15 protein-coding genes are annotated in these 16,025 nt (G+C 46.6%); 11 read left to right on the top strand and 4 right to left on the bottom strand.

Annotated elements, in window-relative coordinates:
• The first annotated feature begins 475 nt into the window (after positions 1 to 475).
• From F8R13_RS09930 to F8R13_RS09905, 6 genes are all read left to right on the top strand, one after another.
• Positions 476 to 2,248 carry a mechanosensitive ion channel family protein gene (locus F8R13_RS09930; protein WP_152834116.1) on the top strand — a complete coding sequence of 591 codons (1,773 nt, stop codon included), beginning with the start codon at positions 476 to 478 and terminating at the stop codon, positions 2,246 to 2,248.
• 30 nt (positions 2,249 to 2,278) lie between these two features.
• Entirely contained in the window at positions 2,279 to 2,836 is a 558-nt protein-coding gene (locus F8R13_RS09925) for a thioredoxin family protein (protein WP_152834114.1), read from the top strand.
• Between the two features lie 24 nt (positions 2,837 to 2,860).
• Positions 2,861 to 3,430, top strand: coding sequence for an NlpC/P60 family protein (locus F8R13_RS09920; protein WP_152834112.1), 570 nt, complete (start codon positions 2,861 to 2,863; stop codon positions 3,428 to 3,430).
• A gap of 145 nt (positions 3,431 to 3,575) precedes the next feature.
• The gene (locus F8R13_RS09915) at positions 3,576 to 4,685 is read left to right on the top strand and encodes a 3'-5' exonuclease (RefSeq protein ID WP_152834110.1); all 1,110 of its coding nucleotides are present in this window, start codon (positions 3,576 to 3,578) and stop codon (positions 4,683 to 4,685) included.
• Positions 4,686 to 4,723: 38 nt separating this feature from the next.
• Complete coding sequence (hisI, locus tag F8R13_RS09910; protein WP_152834109.1) at positions 4,724 to 5,167, top strand: phosphoribosyl-AMP cyclohydrolase; 444 nt, start codon at positions 4,724 to 4,726, stop codon at positions 5,165 to 5,167.
• Positions 5,168 to 5,233: 66 nt separating this feature from the next.
• Positions 5,234 to 6,337: a GGDEF domain-containing protein gene (locus F8R13_RS09905; protein WP_152834107.1), complete on the top strand. Its 1,104-nt coding sequence runs from the start codon at positions 5,234 to 5,236 to the stop codon at positions 6,335 to 6,337.
• On the opposite strand, the gene truD is transcribed toward F8R13_RS09905, so the two are convergent.
• The 3 genes from truD to F8R13_RS09890 form a co-directional block, all read right to left on the bottom strand.
• Positions 6,323 to 7,363 (bottom strand): tRNA pseudouridine(13) synthase TruD, encoded by a 1,041-nt coding sequence (gene truD, locus F8R13_RS09900; RefSeq protein ID WP_253806424.1) that lies wholly within the window; start codon positions 7,361 to 7,363, stop codon positions 6,323 to 6,325. The genes F8R13_RS09905 and truD overlap by 15 nt on opposite strands.
• 63 nt (positions 7,364 to 7,426) lie before the next feature.
• Positions 7,427 to 7,873, bottom strand: coding sequence for a hypothetical protein (locus F8R13_RS09895; RefSeq protein WP_152834105.1), 447 nt, complete (start codon positions 7,871 to 7,873; stop codon positions 7,427 to 7,429).
• 110 nt (positions 7,874 to 7,983) lie between these two features.
• A complete protein-coding gene (locus F8R13_RS09890) occupies positions 7,984 to 8,886 on the bottom strand; it encodes a Tim44 domain-containing protein (RefSeq protein ID WP_253806423.1) in 903 nt (300 codons plus the stop codon).
• Positions 8,887 to 9,190: 304 nt separating this feature from the next.
• On the opposite strand from F8R13_RS09890, the gene F8R13_RS09885 reads away from it, so the two are divergent.
• Entirely contained in the window at positions 9,191 to 9,598 is a 408-nt protein-coding gene (locus F8R13_RS09885; protein WP_152834103.1) for a hypothetical protein, read from the top strand.
• Positions 9,599 to 9,894: 296 nt separating this feature from the next.
• Entirely contained in the window at positions 9,895 to 10,851 is a 957-nt protein-coding gene (gene corA / locus F8R13_RS09880; protein WP_152834101.1) for a magnesium/cobalt transporter CorA, read from the top strand.
• A 4-nt stretch (positions 10,852 to 10,855) separates the two neighbouring features.
• Here the strand turns inward: corA and F8R13_RS09875 are convergent, their stop codons facing one another.
• Positions 10,856 to 11,437, bottom strand: coding sequence for a class I SAM-dependent methyltransferase (locus F8R13_RS09875; RefSeq protein WP_371414941.1), 582 nt, complete (start codon positions 11,435 to 11,437; stop codon positions 10,856 to 10,858).
• A 222-nt stretch (positions 11,438 to 11,659) separates the two neighbouring features.
• Between F8R13_RS09875 and rep the strand changes: the two genes are divergently transcribed.
• The 3 genes from rep (at position 11,660) to F8R13_RS09860 (ending at position 16,013) form a co-directional block, all read left to right on the top strand.
• Entirely contained in the window at positions 11,660 to 13,696 is a 2,037-nt protein-coding gene (gene rep / locus F8R13_RS09870) for a DNA helicase Rep (RefSeq protein ID WP_152834099.1), read from the top strand.
• Positions 13,697 to 13,721: 25 nt separating this feature from the next.
• Positions 13,722 to 14,921: an iron-containing alcohol dehydrogenase gene (locus F8R13_RS09865; protein WP_152834097.1), complete on the top strand. Its 1,200-nt coding sequence runs from the start codon at positions 13,722 to 13,724 to the stop codon at positions 14,919 to 14,921.
• A 171-nt stretch (positions 14,922 to 15,092) separates the two neighbouring features.
• The gene (locus F8R13_RS09860) at positions 15,093 to 16,013 is read left to right on the top strand and encodes an OmpA family protein (protein WP_152834095.1); all 921 of its coding nucleotides are present in this window, start codon (positions 15,093 to 15,095) and stop codon (positions 16,011 to 16,013) included.
• Positions 16,014 to 16,025: the final 12 nt, after the last annotated feature.

The following is a 16,025-nucleotide window of genomic DNA, read 5'->3' as shown; positions in this document are numbered from 1 at the left end:
ACTGGATCATAGACACGCCTTATCACCAGAAAAAAAATTAAATTTTATTTGCTATTGCTATTTATCCCTTTAAAGGCAAGAATAGAAACGAACGTTTGTTCTTTAGCACCCAAAAGCTTATCGTGAATAAAAATATAAGTGCCTCAGCCTTTTACTTTAAGCAATCGTGTTTCACGAACAGACACTGGTTGAATGTGCAATGTTCAGTTATGAAAATCATTTCAATCCTGTGTTTTGAAATATTTTCTTTTTGCAGATCAACTCATAGCTGGTTCCCCCAGCATCACTATCATTAACCTTAACCGCTGTTTCTGTCATTTCAGCGGTTTCTTTTTGCTTTTACGCTACGCTTCAACACATTTCTAACGCTAACCTTCTGTTTTGCCTGCTAAAAACTAGACTGTGAAGCCACATTTAAGGTATATTTTGACCCAACACCTATCTTCTCGTGAACATCCTTTTGGGCTTAATACTTATGCAAAAACAGCGCTTTTTTCTTTTTTTAAAAATTTTTCTCGCTGCCCTTTGCTTAAGCGCCACTCAACAAGCCTATTCTGATACTGAAACCACCATCAAACAAGCGGTAGAGACCCAACAGCGCTCTCAAGCCTTGCTAGACAAGTCCGACAGCGGCAAACAAAAAATTCGTCCGGGTAGTACGCCCCTCTCAACCCTTTTGACCATGACGGAGTTGGTCAAACAAGGCAAGTACGATGAAGCCGCCAAATACCTTGATATGCGTTACCTACCTGCACGAGTTAAGAGTATCGGCGCCAAAGAGCTTTTAAGACGCCTTATCATCATCTGGCAACAACAAAATTTGCTTGATTTAACCGCCATCAGCAACGCTCCCGAAGGCGCTCAAAACGATGGGCTCCCCTCTTACCGAGACCTGATGGGCTACATCAATAGTTCTCAAGGAAAAGTGCCCGTCTATCTGCAAAAAATTTCAGATCCGACCGTTGGCTATATCTGGAAAATCTCCAACCAGACACTCGTGCAAATTCCGACATTATGGGCAGAGTTCGGCTATCCAGATTGGGCAACCGCTGTTTCCAGCTATCTACCGGAATTCAAAGTTTTCCACATGGAAAACTGGCAGTTCGTCAGTGTCGTTGTCATTATCATCGCTAGCTGGTATCTGATTAAGCTACTCACCAACCTGCTCAGTTTCATCTGGTCGAGACTTTACCCTGAAAAAACCGCATTCCATCATTTCCTGACAGGCGGGTTACGTTACGCCATGACTATGTGGACCATACAGTACGGTATCAGCAAACTCGGATTATCGCTTCAGGCCAAAGTCATCTTTGCCTCCGGCATTTTGGACTACCTCGCCATTATGTTCCTGATACTCGGCATCGTCGAATTAGTTGCCCAACGCTTGACCAGCAAATTGAACGAAAAATTCTCGCGTGCCTTGATTCGCCCCCTCTCCACGACGGTAAAAGTGCTGGTCGTCATCGTACTGATTCTTAGCTGGCTGAGCGATGCCGGTTATAGCTTAACCACCGTGTTAACCGGGTTAGGGATTGGGTCTTTAGCCATTGCCTTGGCAGCGCAAAAAACATTGGAAAACGTTTTCGGTGCCTTTACGCTCTATATTGCCCGCCCCATCAAGCCCGGAGATTTCTGTCAGTTTGGCGACATCACCGGAACCGTTGAAGAAATCGGCTTACGTTCTACCCGCATCCGCAAACTCAACCGTTCCATCGTGCATGTCCCTAACTCGGTTTTCGCCTCCAAAGAACTGGAGAATTTTGCGGAAATCGACCGCAGACTTTACAAACGAGAACTACGCGTACGCCTCGATACCACATCGGAACAACTCCGCCTATTGCTGATTGCGCTGAGAGAGCTGATTATCTCGCACCCCAAAACACTGGATGTCGCCGCCAGAGCAAGATTCGAAGAAATTGAGCGCGATGCTTTCCTGATCGTAGTAAATGCTTATGTCAGCACCAAATCCATGCCGGAGTTCAAAGCCATTGCAGAAGATTTAAACTTCCATATTCTCGACATATTGCACAAGCTCAATATTCGCCTTGCCACACCGGAGCAACGCATCGTCATCACCAAAGCGGAACCGGTTTCGGAAACAGTTCAAAAAGAAGCCGAAGCGAAAATACAGGCACTGATTGAACAGGAAAAACTGCCTTTCCCGAACTTTTCGGACGAAGAGAAAGCGGCGATTAAAGACACCTTGGCTTACCCTCCCGAGGGGAGCCCGAAAAAAGACCACGACTAATCCACAGTAAAACAACACAGGAGACACACAATGGTCAGTTTGACGACCCCAGTTTGCGATTTCAACCAACCCGCTATCGATTTCAGTCTGCCGGGAACAGACGGTCAGACCTGGACGTTGGAAAAGGCAAAGGGTGAAAACGGACTACTGGTGATGTTTATCTGCAACCATTGCCCTTATGTAAAAGCCATTCAAAAGCGGCTGGTGGAAGACACGCGTATTTTGCGTGACGAATACGGCATCAACAGTATCGCCATCATGAGTAATAACCCCAACGAATATGCAGAAGACTCTTTTGAGAACATGAAAGCCGTAGCCGAGCAGTGGCAGTTTCCTTTCCCCTATGTGCTTGACGAAACTCAGTCGGTCGCCAAGGCCTATGGCGCGGTTTGCACGCCTGACTTTTTCGGTTATAACGCCGAGTTAAAACTGCAATACCGTGGTCGTCTGGACGAATCTCGTAAAGAAACGTCTCCTGAAGGCGTACGCCGAGACTTGCTAGAGGCGATGAAACAAGTCGCGCAGACCGGGCAAGGCCCGTTAGAGCAGATTCCATCAATGGGTTGCTCCATCAAGTGGAAAGCTTAAATGGAAAAGACAATGGCTTAAACTATGTTGGCACGTTTACCACACTTCGGAAAACTTAGCGCCCTCCTCGCGCTGGCAGTCCTACAGCCATTCTGGCTGGTCGGCTGCGCCAGCACACCGCCCAAACAGGCAAGCTACCCGGTTCACCACACCCAAAGCTATACCAAACTCAAAACCGACTTTGCCAACACCAAAGCGGTGAGAAAAAAGCTGTTACGAGAATACTCTCAATGGAAACAAACGCCCTACCGTTACGGCGGGCGAACCAAGAAAGGCATTGATTGCTCTGCATTCGTCCAAACCACTTTCAAACAGCAGTTCGGTTTGATTCTTCCCAGAACCACCAAACAACAAGTCAAAGCCGGGCGCTACGTACCCATGTCAAAACTCAAACCAGGTGATGTGGTATTTTTCAACATCGGTCTGGGCGTTTTTGATAGCGGGCATCACAATGGCATCTACTTAGGCAATCATCACTTCATGCACGCCTCCAGCAGCGAAGGCGTCACCATATCGAGCCTGGAAAATGATTTCTGGCGACGACACTACTGGACCGCCCGACGCATAGGCACCTCGCTTGCCCAAAAGCCCTAACCCCAACCTGGCAGATTTTTACCGATTCTGATAGGCTAAAACGCCACACAAAATTTCATAAAGCTGACACAGACTAAGCATTTCTCGCCACCATCGAAACTGGTACAATACGACCTTTATCTTAAAATCTTTTAACTGAGAACCAATGAACACAGAAACGCCCGCGGCAAAAAGCGCTAGCAGCAATGCGCAACTCATTTTTATCGACAAACGCAATCAACCAATTAAAGAATATATTGTTGCGGTTGCCGCCTCCGATGGACTGGACATCAAGGGCATTCAAATCATCGCTTCGCCTGCTAAAGGTCAAAAGGCGTTATTGAGCGCGAATTTGAGAATTCCATCACTGGAAGCAATGGACTTCAAAGACACGAAGATTGTCGATTCGATTATGCAGAACCTGATCATCAATGAAGAAGTCTTGACTGTGGAAGCCTTTATCGAGCGCGCGAGTGACGATGAAGAGGTACGTAAATCCTTAACACGTTCTGTCAAAAAGCTTCGTAGCAAGCTCACAGACCTAGTCGGTGAATTTACCTCTTCAGAAGTCATCAACCTGTTGCAGGAGCGTCGTAATGACGCGCAGTTCAAGTTAAAAGAACACGACCAAGAGCTTAAGGGCAAGAAAGTTTATTGTATCGACATTGAAGCCACTGACGTTTGCACCAGCGATAACGCGGATGTGATTCAGATTTCCATTTGCGATTTGGAAGGCAAAGAAATCCTGAACCAGCTGATCAACCCAGGCTATGATATCCCGGAAAACGAAAAGCACAACATCACCACAGAGATGGTGCAGGATGCGCCTTTCCTAGCGCAAACATGGGACACCATCCATCAAACGCTGATGGATGCGGATGTGGTACTGGCTTACAGCACCGAGTCCGATTTTGCCTACCTGCAAAAGAGCGCCGAGAAAAAGCTACTGACTTTCGAGTTGGACTATAATCGGTGGTTGGATGTCGCCAAACTGGCAACGGATTTGGTCGGTGCATTACGCTGGCAGTCGGAGAAAATGTATTGGTTCTACAAAACCCCTAAGCTGACCGACGCTTATGAAAAGATTTTAGGCAAACCTTTCCCGGGAGATGCGCATGATGCTTTGGCCGATGCGCAAGCCACCGCGGAATTGTTCAACGCCATGTTGGCGATTGGCCGCAAATCACAAATTAAAGCCAAGAAACCGGAACCGGTGAAAAACACCATTTCCAACAACCTGTTCGCCGCTGCTTTCGCCCAAGCAAAACGCAAATAGGCAAAAGTAAGCAAGCGAACCGAGGAACAGGAACGACCATGACAACGACATTCAAATCACTGGAAAAAGCCCAAAAAGGCGATCAATTCGCTTGGGATGAACTTAAATCTCAGCTTAAATTTGATGATAACGGATTGATTCCCGCCATCGCCCAACAGCATGATACCGGCGAAGTCCTGATGATGGCATGGATGAACGCCGCCTCTATCGAAGAAACGCTAAAGACAGGGCGCGTCTGTTATTGGTCTCGCTCACGTCAGTCTTACTGGCGGAAAGGCGAAGAATCCGGACAAATTCAACTACTGAAATCCCTGCGTTTGGATTGTGATGGTGACACCATTTTGCTACTGGTTGACCAAACAGGCCCTGCTTGTCACACAGGCAGAAAAAGCTGTTTTTATACCGAGGTGTCGACGTCGTCTGCAACCATTTTGACAGATCCGCTAATCAGTCCGGACGAGTTATACGCCAAACCTAAATAATAAAGAGCATTACAAGACTAAGCGTTACAACGTACAATAAACATAAAATTGAAATAGGCTTCAATCATGCAAACTGAGAATATGACTCCATCGAGTTTTATCGACTTCAAGGTTGGTACGCTGAAGCTGATTCTCATTCTGGCAACCCTAATAAACTTGGGGTATTCTGCGTTTGTGTTTTTCGGCCTGCTGCCTGATGGAAATCTGATGGCTTGGACTAACTTGGCTTTCAGTGTTGAAACCCTGTGGCTGTACTACTCTCTGTGCCGACGGCCGGAAAGCTTATTTTCCATATCGACCGTTCTGGCTTTTTCCGGTTTTGCTTTCTTCTGCCTGATGGCGCTGTGGGTGCCTGAAAATAGTTTTAGATTGATCTGGTTTCTACCGCTCGTCATCTTCAGCTTTTTCTTTACCACTGCGTTGATTGGACTAACGACACTGTTGCTAACGCTGTGTTTTATTCTACTGTCACAGACCTATATTCCAGATTATCTATCGCAGGAAGCCTTATCTTCTTTGCTGCTGTGCCTGATTGCTATTGCGATTTTGGCACATCATTTCAGTAAACAGATTTATGCTTATGAAGCCGCCATCGCGGAGCAAAACCAACAACTTCAGGAGTTGGTCACGCACGATCAGATGACAGGCGTTCTAAACCGCCAAGGTATACTGGAAGCCTCTGGGCAATACTTCAACCTTGCAAGTCGACATTATATTTCGTCACTTTGCCTCGTGGTTTTCGACATCGACTTCTTCAAATCTATCAATGACAACTACGGGCATCTGACTGGAGATAAATCCATTAAGCTCATTGCCAAACTGGTAACAAAAACCCTAAGAAAGAGTGACTTGATTGCACGTATGGGCGGGGATGAGTTTGTTCTGCTATTGCCTGAAACCAATGCACACCAAGCTGAAAAGTTGATGAAGAAAATTCAAATGGTGTTGTCTGACAACCCGATGACCATCGGCTCTGAAGTCGTACACATCCGCTTCTCGGCGGGAATTGCCCAACTTAACCCGCAACATTCCTCCTTCAAAGAGCTATTCAAGTCTGCAGACGAGGCGCTCTACAAGGCAAAAGAAAAAGGGCGAAACCAGTTTTGTCTGGCACCGGAAAATGCAGAAGACCCTGAAGATGTTACCGTGCAACAGTCAGGAAGTGACTGAAACCACTTCCCTAACTACCATGGTGGCATAAGAGCCTGCTGGTAGCGTAAAACTCAACAACAAATCAGAGCCATTTTGCCACTGCCAGGATAAATCTTGTGGCAGCACACGTAACGCACGTCGTTCCTGCTTCAATCCGACCTTTTCCAATCCTTGTTGCCAATCCGCAAACGTCGCCATGATTTTTTGCTCTTGCTCTGCAACTTGACCGCTAGCCAAGCTCCGTCCACGCCCAGTCATCATGCCCGTCGGGTGAATATCCAACTCTGCAATTCGACGCTGAATATCCGCATCAACTTCGTTTACAAAGCACTTTTGCGATCCTTGTAGCTGAAAGACATCACCCTCAATAGCCTGATTCCAATTACCTTGTCGGATACGCTCGCTCAGTTCGACATTAAACATCCACGATCGTGCTGCTGACAAGTAAAGGGACTTTTGGTGGCGTTTGGGGCGTATCTCTCCAGAAAACAGTCGAGAAACCTGCATAAGATTCTGCATCTCAATACCAAAGCGTTGCTCACCAAAGTAATTAGGAATGCCTTGTGCCTGTATGGTCTTTAAGCGGGTTTCAATAGCGTCTTTATCCCCCTGCACCTCGGTTAAACGCAGCTCAAACCGATTGCCGCTCAGACCACCTGTTTGCAACTTACGATGATGCCTTATTGCTTTAAGAACCTTCACTCCCGGAATCGCTAACTTTGAAAAGTCTGGATCTGCCTTGCCGGGCAAATGACAACTCATCCATTGATAGGTCACCGCTTGACGATCTTTTTTACCCGCCGCCCCCATTTCTCGGGAAGTAACTCCTGCGAATGCCGCCAGTTGCTTCATCACCCAATCGGTGTTTTGGCCGATCTTTTCAACCCACAGCCACAGGTGCTCACCCTCACCACTCAGTTCGTAGGCAATTTGTTCTTCAACCCTAAAGTCCTCGGGAGACCACTTTAAAACAGCGGTTTCTTGAGGTTCGCCATAAGCAAAAGCGAGCATTTTCATATCAAAGCAAGGGGTATCTGTCGTCAATTTACGTTCCTTTATGACACAAAAAACCCGGCTAAGGCCGGGTTCGTTAACCAGTGTCGGCAGTTATAGGTTTTTAAACAATGCCTGAGCGATTGGTTTTCCTTTACCTTCCGGTTTATCGTCATATACTTGGATGAGTATTTGACTGATGTTACCTGGCGTCATGTAATCTTTGATCATCTGACGGGCGCCGACCGGAGAATCCTTATTAATGTAATTATACAGGTTTCTCAACATACACTTGTTATCGGGATCGGATGCCTGCGGACGCAACATATTGCCCCCTTCAAGCTTGAAGTTCTGCTGAGTGACAATAATGACTTTGTGATAGTAGTCCGACGTGAGCGGTTTATCGAAACAGATTTGGAGCATACGGTCAAAATTACCCGAACCGCGGTCGATGTTATCGACCAACTTGGCTGAAACGATCTTCACCGGGTCTTTCGAACAGGCCGTTAAGGTCAGAAACGACAAGGTGAGCAGTAGGAGCATTACCTGTTTTACTTTCATCACAAATCCCTCTTGATAATTCGGCCAAAGCCGCTTGGGTTGGCATTGCCGATGTTACCTTAACAAAAAAAACCGCTCTTTTGAATTTTTGATTTGCCTAGCGAAGCCGTTCAGCTCACCTGCTGAATACCTGCAATTTGCCAATCCCCTTCCCCCTGAAGCAGACGGCGAATATGCCAAACTTCATTGAAAGCATGGGCAAAGCCACCCTGTTCTTCAATAATGAACCCTGAAAAACGCACACTGACAATAAAGTATTCGCTTTCGGTTGCCATATCGACGATATCGGCACGTAGCTCGTCAACCTGAGTGAAATTTCCGGCCATGTCCATACCTTCCATCTCGCTTTCCAGCGCTAACGCCAACTCTGGTGAACAATATGCGCGGACTTCGCTCATATCTTGCGCATCCCAAGCCTTTTGTATTGCTACAAAGTGATGCTTGGCATTTTCTATAAAGCTGTCTTTGTCAAACCAGCTCGGCGCTTCGTCCACTGTTTGTGCATTTTCAGAAAGCGCAGAACCAATTATTGATCCTTGTTGATAAGCAGACTCAGGAGCCTGCCAATCTTGGTGAGCACTCTTTTCATAATGATTCGGCTGATGCATAGGTTCATCATGCTCTGGCTGATAGCTGCTATGCACAGGTTGCTGACGTCGGCGGAACAGACTCATCAACACCATTGCTATCAAAATGAATACCAAAATATCGAAAGGCTGGATGCCATGAAAACCGTCTCCAAAAAGCATTGCTGCCAACAGACCACCGGCGGCAATCCCAGCCAATGGACCAAGCCACTTGGATGCCCCTGTTGACGGTCTTTGACCATAAGGGGCTTGTTGAGGTTTTGTTTGCTGCGTGTTCGAAGAGCTTGGACGCTTGTTGTACTGTTGAGGAGCCATCTTTTTCGAATAACCGAAATTGCCACCAAAACCGAATCGCTTCGCTTCCGCCACTTGCGCAAAAGCCAGGAAGGAGACAAGTGTCATCATGAGTACCAACGTTTTCTTCATTTTATAATTCCTCTTAGAACATCTAGCAGCGCGCTAGCTTACCCTTTTTGCTGACAAAATCTACCAGGTTGGGTGCTTTTTCTCAAAACTGTCATATTTTCGCAAATATCACTTAAGATTTCTCTGAAAGTCGTACGCAACTTTTCATATCAAAAATCCTATAAGATTCAACAAATTAACACAAAGATACCATAAAAAATGTATGATATATAAAAGAGTTAAAAACTCAGACAGGTCACCATATAAAAATCTAAATATAACACTACGCACTTACGACTAGCGACAGTCATCTATCGAGGTGCTTATGATGGACAGTTTAGAGAAACTCAAACAGCTGCGTAAAGAACACACGGACACCATTCCCTTCAAATCTCTTGTCCAATTTGAGAAATGGGCAGATGAAGTTTACCCGCTATTGAAGTTCAACGACCCCTTGTCGCAACGCTTTAACCGCGCACGTTTAAAGGCAGCGTTGGATCTACCCTATGGACCAACACAAAGCGCCATCGAACAAATCAATATTGCCATTGATACCGTCAACGAAGCCATTGAAAAACTCGAAGCCATGCCGCATTCCTTTTTCAGCCGAGAAGGTCACTTTCGCACGAAATGGCGCACAAGATTTAATGAGCACCCCATTCGATTGTCATCCATTGTCGGTCTGATATTTTTTATATTGGGGATAGGACTCACGGCGCTATTTGCTTGCTAAAACTGACTTTGCACAGCTTAACTTCATCCACACCCTGCCTTAAATCTGTTTAAATACAGCATAACTTCAAAAATTTAAGAGAGCTTTGCACGAGTGGGGCACGAGGTAAAAATGAGATAAAATTTCTCTGAATTAGGCGAAAAACGCAGCTAATAGCTGGCTATTGACAAGTTTTTTAACAACATTCAGGGGGATTTTAGCCATTTTTAGCCGTGCATCCATCTCGTGCAAAGCTCTCTTTAAGATTTTCTCATTCCGGTTAACCGAAATATTGTGACTTTTTTAGGATTCTCGTTATGCTTCGTTTCTTTAAAATTGACCAAGGTATCATTCGCGACATCACTTTCCAACCTGACACACCCCCGGCTGAGCTGGTTGCCACCGCCAATTGGATTGATGCCCACGACCCGACGGACGAAGAACGTGAACTGATCAGCGGTTTGCTGAGAATCGACCTACCTGAAAGCGACGAAGTGAATGAAATCGAAGACTCGGCGCGTTATTTCATCGACAGCGCCGGGCTCCATGTCCACTCGCTTTACCTCAGCCCTTCGGAAGGACGCTATACCACAGAAACCGTTGCTTTCATTCTTCAAACCAACCGCCTGATTTCTATTCGCGAAGCGGATATTGTCGACTTTCGTCTTTTCCGCCTGCGTGCCCGCAAAGAGCAAATCGTGTGTGCCAATGCACAAGCGCTATTCATCACACTGTTGGAACAAAAAGTCGAAAACCACGCCGACTACCTAGAAGACATTCATTTTCAGTTGGAAAAAGTCAGTTATGCCGTGCTGGAAGAAGGCAACACAGAGTATGAAGCCTGTATCGACAAACTTGCTCGTTTGGAAGACTCCAATGGGAAAACCCGCTTGTGTCTGATGGATGCGCAGCGCGATATTTCATTCTTGATTCGTCATCTCAAAACCGAGAAGAGCCAGGACAAAACCCTGAGAGAAATCACCCGAGACATTAACACCCTGATGTCCCACTCCACCTTCCTGTTCGACAAAATCAACTTTTTGATGAACTCAACACAGGGTTTTATCAATATCCAGCAGAACCAAATCATCAAGATTTTCTCGATTGCAGCAGTGGTCTTTCTACCCCCTACATTGGTGGCAAGCATCTATGGCATGAACTTCAAGCACATGCCGGAATTGGATTGGTTGTTGGGCTACCCTTGGGCAATCGGACTAATGATTTTGGCGGGCTTTGCGCCTTACTTTTATTTCAAGCGCAAAGGTTGGTTATAAGCGGTTAAGACTTAACGCAACGGGAAATGGTGTAGTCTTTTCCTTGCTTGACCTTGTCATAATTGCCAAACACTTCCATAAAGTTGCGCTTCATGTATTGTCTCAGCCCATTAATGGTCACCACCACAAACTGACCACCCGGCGCTAACTGCTGATGCACGTCATGCAAGATAATCGACAACATTTCCTTACCGACTTTTGCCGGAATATTGGATACCACGGTGGTGAAAACCTTATCTTTCGGCACTGCGCTTAAGCCGTTCGACAAATACGCCTTGGCGTGACTCAGTCCATTTTGCTGGGCGTTCTTATTGGCATAATCCACCGCAACGAAATCTTTATCCACCATGTGCACTTCACCTTGCGGCGCACAGGCGGCAATGGTTAGACCGATAGGTCCGTAACCACAACCGATATCCAATGCCACTTCGTTCGGCTGAATATCGAGGTGTCTCAGCAACAAGTCAGTACCAGAGTCGATTTCTCGTGGTGAAAAAATGCCCCAAGTTGAGTTAAGGGTCAAGCTGTGCCCTTTAAGTTCCGCTTGAAACTGAATGTCTTTTTTAAGTTCGTCGATTGTGCTCACTCGCGTTGCCCCGATATATCCTGTTACAAATAACCATCAAATTCACGCTTAAACTTTGCGCTAGCTGATAAAATATTCACCCATAAAATTCATTACAAAAACGGTGGCTGAAAATGCCGATTTGATGCCGTTTCCCGAAGTTATCGGAAATTATACAGGATTCATCGTTCACAGCTTGATTCATCGAAATCATGATTAACGAGCTTTTTACTAGTCACAGGTATGCATTCACTCAATAAACGTCAATTGGAAGCTGTTCTTCATGTCCACACCCCTGCTTTGGTGTTGGCAGGTGCCGGCTCTGGAAAAACGCGGGTAATCACCGAGAAAATCGCGCACCTGATTCGCAAGCACGACATCAAGCCTCATAACATCTACGCCCTGACCTTCACCAACAAAGCTGCGAGGGAGATGAAGGAGCGTGTCAGCAAACTTCTGAAAGATGATCCGTCCAAAGGGCTGAACGTCTCGACTTTCCATAACCTTGGATTAAACATCATCCGTCAGGAATACAAAGCACTGGGTTATAAGTCGAACTTCTCGATTATGGACGCGACGGACACCCGTCAAATCATCAAGGACTTGCTAAAAAAACAATCTCTAGACGAAGAAGCCTTGGAAAATGCGCAATGGGATATTTCCAACTGGAAAAACGCGCATATTTCTCCGCAGCAGGCATTGGAGCAAGCTGAAGACAACCTGCAACAGGCCCGTGCAATTTTGTATGACCTCTATCAGCAGCAACTCAAAGCCTACAATGCGGTGGATTTTGATGATCTGATTGGGTTACCGGTTCGATTGTTTGACGAAAACCGCGAGATTCTCGACAAGTGGCAGAACAAAGTCCGTTATTTATTGGTCGATGAGTATCAAGACACTAATGCCGCACAGTACGCATTGGTAAAACAATTGGTCGGTATTCAGGCGCGCTTCACCGTGGTTGGGGATGATGACCAGTCCATTTACGCTTGGCGTGGTGCCCAACCGGAAAACCTGTCACTGCTGAAAGAAGACTTCCCGAATCTTGAAGTCATCAAGCTGGAACAAAACTACCGTTCGTCAAACCGTATCCTGCAATCAGCCAACGCCTTGATTGCCAACAACCCGCATGAATTCGAGAAATCGCTTTGGTCGGAAATGGGGATGGGAGATATGCTTCGCGTCATCGCCTGCAATGATGAAAACCACGAGGCGGAACGCGTTATTTCTGAAATCATCGTGCATAAGTTCAAGAACCGCACCCAGTTCAAAGACTATGCGATTCTGTATCGCGGGAATTTCCAGTCACGTTTGTTTGAGCGTGCCTTGCGTGAGCAAAACATTCCTTACAAACTGTCGGGCGGGCAATCGTTCTTCGACAAAACGGAAATCAAAGACCTGCTGTCTTACCTGAAACTGATTGTAAACCCGGATGATGACGCGGCGTTTTTACGTGTGGTCAACACCCCTCGCCGCGAGATTGGCGCCACCACTTTAACCAAGCTGGCAAGCTACGCCACACAACGCCATGTGAGTTTATTTGACGCCACGCAAGAGCTGGGTTTAAGCACAGTTCTGGATGAAAAGGCATTGAAACGCGTGAGCTATTTCGGCGACCTGATTCTTAAGTGGATCAAAGACTCGGAAACCTTGGCGGGCACCGAAGTTATCGAGTTCATTCGCAAGCTGAATGAAAACATCGAATATGACAACTGGTTGCGCGAAACCTCGAACACTCCAAGACAAGCGGAAAAGCGTATGGAGAATACGCGCGATTTGTTCCAATGGATTGAGCGCATTATCGACAAAGCCAAGAACGAAGACGACGAAGACATCATGCTCAATAAAATCGTGTCCTACATGACCTTGATGGACATGTTGGAACGTAATGAAGAGGAAGTCGAGCAAAATGAAGTCACATTGATGACCCTTCATGCCTCGAAAGGTCTTGAGTTCCCTCACGTCTTTCTCATCGGCATGGAAGAAGAGCTGCTGCCTCATAAACAGAACTTGGAATCCCCTGGCTTAGAAGAAGAACGCCGATTAGCTTACGTAGGCATTACCCGCGCGCAACGCAGCCTGACCATGACCTATGCGAAAAAGCGCCGTAAATACGGTGAGGAAATGCGCTGCGAACCGAGCCGCTTCTTACATGAGTTGCCGGAAGACTTGCTTGATTGGGAAGGCAAGCCCGGTGTTGAAATTTCCGCCGAAGAAAAACTGGAAAAAGGCAATGCCGCGCTAGATAGCCTCAAAGCCATGCTGGCCTCAAACGGCTAAACCTAACTCGACAGGAGTAGACAACATGATCGCCCCCTTTCAAATTGCACAAATTCCTGAAATACGTTTTGGCTGGGGCTGCCGACAAGACTTGGCGAAAAGCGTGTCGGAATATGCCTCTGTGGTATTAATTTCCAGCCGCACCCTAGCCCAACCTGGCAGATTTTCAGCGGATTTACTCACTCAACTTCAAGAACAAGGAACACGCGTTGCGTTGTTTCTGGTTTCCGGCGAGCCTTCACCAGAGATGGTCGACAACATTGTTGAAGGCTGTCCTAACAATGCGCAAGCAGTTATCGGCATTGGCGGCGGTAGCGTCCTAGACACCGCCAAAGCGGTCGCTGGACTGATTCCCAGCGGTAACTCGGTAATGAACTATTTGGAAGGCGTCGGCAAAGGTGAGCCTTTTGATGTGGAAACGCTACCCTTTATCGCCGTGCCGACCACCGCTGGCACCGGCAGTGAGACCACTAAAAATGCGGTACTGTCGAGACTGGGGCAATTCAAAAAATCTTTCCGAGACAACAAACTCCTCGCCAAAAGTGTTTGGCTTGACCCGGAACTTTTGATGAGCTGCCCGCAACCTGTACTCTACAGCACAGGTATGGATGCTTTTACCCAATTACTGGAATCTTACACCACACTCAAAGCCAATCCAGTCACCAACGCTTTAGCTTGGCAAGGCATGACCCTCTTCAAAGGCGCATTCGAGTTATTGGAAAGCCCTTCAGACGCTGACAAAGAAACCGGTTATGGCAACCTGATGCTGGCAGCCAGCTTGTCTGGAATAACATTGGCTAACGCCGGGCTGGGCGCAGTTCACGGTCTAGCTGGACCGATCGGTGCATTTTTTGAAGCACCACACGGCATCGTTTGCGCGAAATTACTGGCGCCGATTACTGCAGCCAATATCGAAACCTTACAAAAACAAGAGAATGCCTTTTCGCAGGCAACGCTCCACAAATATGCTCGCATCGGCCGATTGCTGACTGACGAAAAGGTTATTGAGCCATCACCAGAAACGCTTGAAAACGACTTGTCGAATTTAATCTCAAACCTGCAACTTCTGACAGAACGCTACGCACCAATTTCCTTATCGGAATACGGTATGACGCCATGCCAACTGGATCCGGTCATCGAAAACTGTCGTTCAGGAAGCATGCTCGGTAATCCGGTTGTACTTTCCGACCAACAATTACAAAATGCCTTATATCAAACACTGTAAACCAAACTTCACGAATTAAGCGTTATAATCAACGAAATCGCGTAATATGGATGTGCGAATCGATCACTCTAAGGGACTTTCATTTGGCACGTTGTGCAAAATACTGGATAGCGTTCGTATTTTTCAGTAGAATTGTGGACGATATGTCTTTTATTTAGGTATAAAAAAATTATGTTACGCACACTTTCTCTCATCACCCTTTGCGGGTTACCTTTCTTGGCTTATGCCCAAGATACCACCAACGATTTTGCCAATTCCCCAGCAATGCAGACCCTCATGGATGACGGTGAGCATACTAAAAGGGATGTTGAGGAATATAAGGATTTAGACCAAGACGGGGTTCCCGACAAAGACGATTTTTGCGCCAACACAGCCAAAGGCACGAAAGTAGACAAGCATGGTTGTGAACTCGACAGTGACGGCGACGGCATCTACGATAAAACCGATCAATGCCCGAACACTCCACCGGGTGTCTCAGTCAATTTCTTGGGCTGTGAGGGTGATGAAGATAAAGACGGCGTTGTCGACAGTCAGGATAAATGTCCAGGCACGCCTCTGGGCACCAAAGTCAATAAATATGGGTGTGCATTAAACAACGACAAAGATGGTGATGGCGTCATTGACTCGTTAGATCAGTGTCCAAACACGCCTAAAGGCTATATCGTCAACAAATACGGCTGTCCACCACAAACGAAAGTAACTATCCAAATCACCTTCCCGGTAGGTTCTTGGAATATTCCAACGGACCAAAAAGAGTTGTTGGAAAAACAAGCCAGTAAGCTAAAAGAACTGCAACCGGATGAAGTGGTATTGATTTCCGGCTTCACCGACAATAGCGGTAAAGCGGACACGAACATGAGGCTCTCTTGGGAAAGAGCGAGCAGCGTTAAAGATTATATCCTGACCAACTTCAGCTATCCGAAAGATAAGTTTTATATTATTGGGATGGGGGATCAAAATCCGATTGCTTCAAACGCCACCAAGGCCGGTAGAGAGCATAACCGACGCATTGAATTCCAGGTTCTAAAAGTGGATAAACTGTCGCCGCTGGCTCGTCATGACATTCCTGCCGAGATGCGTTTGAAGAAGTAACCAATATCGAGG

Source organism: Hydrogenovibrio sp. JE_KL2 (assembly GCF_009296185.1).
GTDB lineage: Bacteria > Pseudomonadota > Gammaproteobacteria > Thiomicrospirales > Thiomicrospiraceae > Hydrogenovibrio.
Note: the sequence above shows the minus strand (reverse complement) of the source record. Positions and strands in the feature narration are given on the sequence as shown.

Bases quoted from the DNA above. Each gene is read 5' to 3' on its own strand.
- rep (WP_152834099.1), top strand. From the start codon at position 11,660: ATGCATTCACTCAATAAACGTCAATTGGAAGCTGTTCTTCATGTCCAC.
- F8R13_RS09865 (WP_152834097.1), top strand. From the start codon at position 13,722: ATGATCGCCCCCTTTCAAATTGCACAAATTCCTGAAATACGTTTTGGC.
- F8R13_RS09885 (WP_152834103.1), top strand. From the start codon at position 9,191: ATGATGGACAGTTTAGAGAAACTCAAACAGCTGCGTAAAGAACACACG.
- F8R13_RS09920 (WP_152834112.1), top strand. From the start codon at position 2,861: ATGTTGGCACGTTTACCACACTTCGGAAAACTTAGCGCCCTCCTCGCG.
- F8R13_RS09905 (WP_152834107.1), top strand. From the start codon at position 5,234: ATGCAAACTGAGAATATGACTCCATCGAGTTTTATCGACTTCAAGGTT.
- F8R13_RS09895 (WP_152834105.1), bottom strand. From the start codon at position 7,873: ATGAAAGTAAAACAGGTAATGCTCCTACTGCTCACCTTGTCGTTTCTG.
- F8R13_RS09930 (WP_152834116.1), top strand. From the start codon at position 476: ATGCAAAAACAGCGCTTTTTTCTTTTTTTAAAAATTTTTCTCGCTGCC.
- F8R13_RS09890 (WP_253806423.1), bottom strand. From the start codon at position 8,886: ATGAAGAAAACGTTGGTACTCATGATGACACTTGTCTCCTTCCTGGCT.
- F8R13_RS09915 (WP_152834110.1), top strand. From the start codon at position 3,576: ATGAACACAGAAACGCCCGCGGCAAAAAGCGCTAGCAGCAATGCGCAA.
- corA (WP_152834101.1), top strand. From the start codon at position 9,895: ATGCTTCGTTTCTTTAAAATTGACCAAGGTATCATTCGCGACATCACT.
- F8R13_RS09860 (WP_152834095.1), top strand. From the start codon at position 15,093: ATGTTACGCACACTTTCTCTCATCACCCTTTGCGGGTTACCTTTCTTG.
- F8R13_RS09925 (WP_152834114.1), top strand. From the start codon at position 2,279: ATGGTCAGTTTGACGACCCCAGTTTGCGATTTCAACCAACCCGCTATC.
- hisI (WP_152834109.1), top strand. From the start codon at position 4,724: ATGACAACGACATTCAAATCACTGGAAAAAGCCCAAAAAGGCGATCAA.